Raw genomic sequence first — 6,323 nt, 5'->3', positions numbered from 1 at the left:
GATATTAATTCCAGTGATTATTGCATAGTAGGAGCAGAATTTTCCATCTTAGAATCTAAAGAAAATATAGTTGGATACGGGAGGGCTACCACTTTTCAAGAAGCAGAAAATATAGCTATTTTAGAAGCGATAGAAAGATTTTGCATGTTTAATATTGAAAATTGTACCCACAGAGGCATCTTAAAGGAAGTTATTGAAAATCCATATATTAGAAATGAATTGAAAGAGTATGAAGATGAGAATATATATTATATTGAAGCACATAATTATAAGACAAATGATTCATCAAATATCCCTTTACAATTTGTTGATTTAGTTGTTAAAGATAATAAGAGAATGGTTTTAGAAACTTCTAATGGCACCGCAATAGGAACGAGTTATCACGAAGCGATGTTATATGCATTATTAGAGTTTATTGAAAGAGATGCATTTTTAACGTTTTGGCACAAGAAAGTTAAATTAGATATGATTGATGTAGCGAGTTTAAATGTAGAACAAAAAAATATTATAGAAAATTTCGAAAATGATGGAAAGAAAGTTTATTTATTTGATATGGCTATTGATATAGATATACCAACAATTCTCTGTTTAATCATATCAAATAAAGAAAAACCTGCTACATATGTAAGCTCAGGGACGCATATTGACCCTGAATTAGCAGTAGATGCGGCTTTAAAAGAAGCTATTGTTGCACATAACATTTATAGAACGAATAATGCGGTAGGAAAATTATATAATAATAAATTTGAAGTTGAAGGTCTATCAGATCATTTTAATTACTATTCACATCCAAGTAAAATTACTACGTACGATTGGTTAATTGAAACTAGTGAAAAAAAGAATTTGTATGAAGTATATCCGAAGATAGAGAAGAATTTTAGTGATGTAGAAGCTGTAGAATTCGTAATTAAAAAAATGGAGAATATAAAAGAAATATATAGTGTTCTTTTAGAAAATAGATTTATACAAAATAAGGGCTTATATGTAGTTAAAGTTGTGATACCAGAAATGCAGACAATGTATTTTGGATATAAGAATAAGCGTATAAACATTAATCGACTAGATGCTGCTATTAATAATTCGAAGCATAGATATAAGGTAGAATTTAATAGGGGAGAATACTATGATGAACCACATCCCTTCCCTTAAAAAAGATTTTATAGAAGATTCGGTTATCAATAGATACGTCACTGGGGAGAAAGAATGGAAATCATCGCGTTATATTGAAAATATTTCAAGAGTATGTAATGAAAAAGTGCGTACTACTACAGAATTTGAATTTTTTTTAAAAAAATTAGCTAAAGCATTCTCTGTATGTAGAATAGAATTTGAAAATCCATATCAATCTCATAAGTTATTTCCAGAAGCTAGGGGAATAGGTACTCACAAGTTGGTGATAAAACATACATACAATAAAAAAATGTACACCTATTATTTAATGAAATATTCCTCTAGTTTTGAATTAATAGATGAAATAGAAGTGGATGAGACAGATGAAAATATCGCTTTGATTTTATATTTTGATATATATGAGATAAATAATATATATGGAAAGTTCGGATTTATATTAACATTACTTAATGGTGGGCATTTAATTGATAATATACAACAATTTATAAGTCATGAAGGTTTAATTATGGAAGGTGGAGAAATCTTTCCGCACGATTGCACATTTAGTAATGATGATTTTTTATTTCCTGGTGTAAAGATCATGTTATCCTCAGTTTCTCAAAGTAGAAGTTCAGAATATATCTTTAAAACTAAATATAAAGTGGATTTTGATGCGCGTACTATCTATAAAGATGACTATTATAGAAGTTATGTTGATTTTAAGAATCGATGTATCAATTCTAGAAATATGATTCGTTCAACTTTCAATAATCTATATTTTCAAAATATGAATATGAGAACTAGTGGTCACAATCTACAGGGATTGGCGTTTAGAAGAAAAATATGTGCTGATTTTTCCTTTTTAAAAGATATAGTGTCAAAGTATCCGTATTTAAAGGTGAAAGTTTTCAATCAAGATTTCCATAAGATATTATTTGAAGTTGGGGATTTTTTAGAATTGGATAGTGTTTCTTATTTAGTTCTGATATTTATTGATTCGGAATATTTGTTCACTCAAAAGGATTTGGCGTATGCATATTTATTAAGTGGACAATTAATGAATGAAATAAATTCAAGAATTTCTAATAAGCTTTTTTGTAGATGTATTCGGAATATTAACGAGAAATATATCTTAAGTGAAGGGGAAGTACATGGATTTCCGTTATATGCATGTATGATAGGTGATAAAGGTTTAGCAAGTAATTATAAGTTAGAAAGGTGGGAGTGTGATTAAATCTATTCATTATTTTATTCATAATTTCGATGATCAAGATAGATTAATAGTGAAATTAAAAGAAATATTTAAAGATATTCAATGGTTTTATATTAGGTATTGGGAAGGAGGACCGCACTTAAGGATTAGGTTTTTAGATGATGGTAATATATATGAAAAAATTTTATTAGATACTATAAGTAAACATCCAATAGAGAATAAGAAGATCTACTCAAAAAAAGAGTACTATGAAATGATAACTGTTCGAGAAAGTTATGAAGATCAAGATAATTTATTATGGTATACCCCATATTCGATAGAATATATTGAGTATGTGCCTGAACTTGAAAGGTATGGTGGGACAATAGGAATGCCTATATCTGAAAGAATCTTTAATATATCTTCAAACTTAGCGAGTGATATTATTTCAAAAAGAAGTAATCTTCATCAACGATTACTTCTTTCATTGTACTTTTCATATAGCATTTTAAAAACCATGGATGTTAATGTGAATGATTTTATGGGACAATATTATTCATTTTGGAAAACATATGAAAATGGAATGAATTTCAAGGTTAATGAGAAAGCAATTGAACAACTAAAATTTGCCATTAAATCATTAGATAGTAAGAAGTGTTATATGGAAGAAATCAATAAAGTTGTAACGGAGTTAAAAATAATAAAACACCTTCTTAACAATAAGGATTATATGTTATATATATTAAGCTCTCAAATACATATGCATAATAATCGATTGGGTATTACAGCAGATATGGAGGCATCCTATGCTAAAATATTAATGAGTATAAGTAGGTGAGGGTGTAGTGTGGAAACGGAAAGAGTCTAATTTTAATAATATATTAAAGTTGATGGAATTTCATTATTTAACGTCACATGAACGTAGCAACATGGACATAAATCATATTAAGAGTGTTCATACTGAAGAAGTAATAAATACAGTATGTTCGACAATCAATTGGAATGAATTAATTGTTAATGAACAGTTGGAAATGGAAAAACATGAGATTTTTCGAAAAAGGAGAACTTCATGGGATTTTAATAATTGTGTAGATTTAAGTAAGTTACATGCTATTTTAAACATAGGACTAGGTGTTACTGAAATAGTTAAATATGGAACAAATATAGTGCATAAGAGAGCATATCCTTCGGCTGGAGCAGAATATACAGTTAATGTTCATTTAATAGCAAAAAATATTGATAAAAAAATAGACAACAAGGTATTGAGAGTTAATGATGATGGATTAGAAGTACTTCATGAATTGAATAACTATAATTTTAATGAAATTTGTTCTTCTACAAAGTATGGAGTTAAAAGTTTTGAAGATGCCAATGTATTAATTTTTTTAACTATAGAATTTGAAAAGTTATTTTCAAAATATGGTGCATTATCATATAGATTGGCACTACTAGAGGCAGGGCATATGGCTCAAAACCTTCAATTGGTAGCAAGTAATTATAATATTAAATCAGTTCCGTTAGGTGGGTTTTATAATGAAGAAGTAAAATCAACCTTAAAATTAGATACTGAAGAATGTCTATATATTTTAGCTTTGGGGTGAATGTATGCTTTTTTGGAAAAATAACTATAGATTATTTGAAGAAGCAGGAACTTTAGTCATATATAATTTTAAAACTAATAAGGCTGAAAAAGCTCTTGATATTAAGAATAATCGAAAAGAACAATTTCAAAAATTAAATGAAATAGATTTAAACAGCACTGATCAGCAAAAATTATTTAATTTAATAAATCCCGCTTTTAACAAATATCTAAAAGAATTTGGTAAAGAAGAATTGGAGCAGTTAGCAAAAATACAAAAGTTTAGTATTCAGTTTGCATTAAATTTAAAAGATTCTTATGTTTTGAAGAGTAATTTAATACAAATAAATATTGAAATGTTTCATTTGTTTTACCGGATTTTCAATATTTCTGTATATGAGGATTTATCGTTTGATAATTTTAGAGTTAGCAGGTATTCAACTAATCAGCTTAAAAGCATATTTAATAATGCTGTGTGTAATGATAAAAAGGTTTATTTGGTTAATTATAATAGTGTGTCTAGAGACGACATCGAGTATATAGAGGATACTTGTAATAAGAAAAATTTAATTAGGTTGTATTACGGTGAGACAAAGAAAGAAATAGTGATTGGCCCTGGTTTAATTGGAAATGAACAGAAAGTATCAGTTTTAAAAATATACGAAGGGCACTATTTTGAAAATACACCTTTATCATTGGAAGCTAATGCTTTAATCTCTTCACTGCTAACTTATGAATTACCAAAATACCATGAGAATTTGATGAATTTATGTGTAGAAGATATAAGTTTGTGTAAAGGGAAAATTTTTATGATTAATAAAAAGAATTTTTCGGCAGAAGATATTATTTTATAGAAAAGGAGAAATGAAAGTGAATTATAATAGACATAAAATGGTAGATCCAAAGGAAACGATTAATAAAATTAAGGTTTTTTTAAAAGACCTTCAAGTAAACATTAAGGAACATGAGTTACTAAATACAAATGGATTTAAGTCTCAACTATTGCAATTAAATACAACTCCATTATTTGTAAATGGAAAAGGGACAACTGATATTTTTACACAAGCAAGCGCATATGGAGAACTAACGGAGAGGATTTTGTCAAGTGTTTTATTTAGATTTAATTATAAAATGGATCAAAAAAGTATTGAATTAGACAGGAATTTAAGTGTTGTTGATAGTCTTGGATATGATATTGATTTTGTAAATGAAAAGTTAAATGCAAACATAGATCAATATTTTTTAAATGAAATTCAAAAATATTACTTTAAAGATTTAGATGAGAAAAAAATAGTTATAGAAACTTATGAAGATTATTTTAATAAAGAATCTATAGATATTCCTGTTTCATACATAGATGCAATGTATACAACAAATGGTATAGCATTTGGTAATACATTATTGGAGGCTAAGATACAGGGGTTAAGTGAAGTTTTTGAGAGATATGCAAACAGGGAATCTGTAATTAATAGGATGACCCTCCCGATGATTGAAAATTGGGAACGGTTAGCGGATGATAAGTTAGTAGAAAAAATTAATCAGTTTAAAGATCTAAATGAATTAGAAATAGAGGTGCGTTCGGTTTGTATTAAAGAGCAATTACCGGTAGTCTGTGTGATTGTTTATAAAAAGAATGATGGAAAGTATTTTGTTAAGTTTGGAGCTCATTTTTCTTTTACAGTTGCTTTAGAAAGATGTTTTACAGAACTAATGCAAGGTCGAAAGCTTGAGAATGATTTTTGGAAAGCTAGAATTTATCCAGAGAATAAAGTTTTGATTGAAAAAAATCTAGAGGATATAATGAAAGATGGCGATGGATATTATCCTCCTGAATTCTTTAATAAAGAATCTATTGATAATTTTACATATGAATTTGGTGAAGATAATGATTCTGCATTATTTATTTATGAAAAATTACTTTTAGAGTTAGGGAACAAAGTGTATTTTAAAGATTATAGCTATAAGGGATTTAATGTATGTAAATTCATTGTTCCTGATGTGAGTAATGTGAATTTATCTATGAGTAATGTATTACAATGGTATAGAAATAATGAGAATCACACTCGTGCATTACTTAATTTTGTAGAATTAGATAAAAATGAAAGAATGCAGACGATTAAATATTTTAAAGATTTAGGAGTTGCAGATAATAGTCTTCTAACAGGGTTTATTAAATTCCCAATTTCATATAGAGATAAGTTAAATTATCTTACTTTATCATACCTTAAATCGATTGATATGATCTTAAGTGGAGAGGAAGTAAAAGAATTTGCATACTCAAAAGTAGTTAACTCTAATTATAATAAAATAAAAGAATTATTAGGGAAAGGTAATGATAAGGAGATAATTTATCAAGCACTTTCATATCCTCGTTTAAACAATAATGAAATATATATTCAAAAACAGAAAATTTCTTTCAATCAAGAAATTAAGGTTTTACAA

6 protein-coding genes are annotated in these 6,323 nt (G+C 27.4%); all 6 read left to right on the top strand.

Going from position 1 to position 6,323, the window contains the following annotated elements:
• The coding region (locus ACFWDE_RS29590) for a YcaO-like family protein (RefSeq protein ID WP_377896278.1) at positions 1 to 1,149 on the top strand (1,149 nt) is incomplete at its 5' end.
• A complete protein-coding gene (locus ACFWDE_RS29585) occupies positions 1,124 to 2,344 on the top strand; it encodes a hypothetical protein (protein WP_377896277.1) in 1,221 nt (406 codons plus the stop codon). The genes ACFWDE_RS29590 and ACFWDE_RS29585, both read left to right, overlap by 26 nt.
• The gene (locus tag ACFWDE_RS29580; protein ID WP_341305766.1) at positions 2,337 to 3,140 is read left to right on the top strand and encodes a thiopeptide-type bacteriocin biosynthesis protein; all 804 of its coding nucleotides are present in this window, start codon (positions 2,337 to 2,339) and stop codon (positions 3,138 to 3,140) included. The genes ACFWDE_RS29585 and ACFWDE_RS29580 overlap by 8 nt, the downstream gene beginning before the upstream one ends.
• Before the next feature lie 7 nt (positions 3,141 to 3,147).
• Positions 3,148 to 3,903: a SagB/ThcOx family dehydrogenase gene (locus ACFWDE_RS29575; RefSeq protein WP_341305767.1), complete on the top strand. Its 756-nt coding sequence runs from the start codon at positions 3,148 to 3,150 to the stop codon at positions 3,901 to 3,903.
• Between the two features lie 4 nt (positions 3,904 to 3,907).
• Complete coding sequence (locus ACFWDE_RS29570; protein ID WP_341305768.1) at positions 3,908 to 4,735, top strand: hypothetical protein; 828 nt, start codon at positions 3,908 to 3,910, stop codon at positions 4,733 to 4,735.
• A gap of 16 nt (positions 4,736 to 4,751) precedes the next feature.
• Positions 4,752 to 6,323: YcaO-like family protein (locus ACFWDE_RS29565; RefSeq protein WP_377896276.1), on the top strand; the 1,572-nt coding region annotated here is incomplete at its 3' end.

Origin of the sequence: Bacillus sp. NPDC060175 (assembly GCF_042728695.1) — a bacterium.
Taxonomy (GTDB): domain Bacteria; phylum Bacillota; class Bacilli; order Bacillales; family Bacillaceae_G; genus Bacillus_A.
Note: the sequence above shows the minus strand (reverse complement) of the source record. Positions and strands in the feature narration are given on the sequence as shown.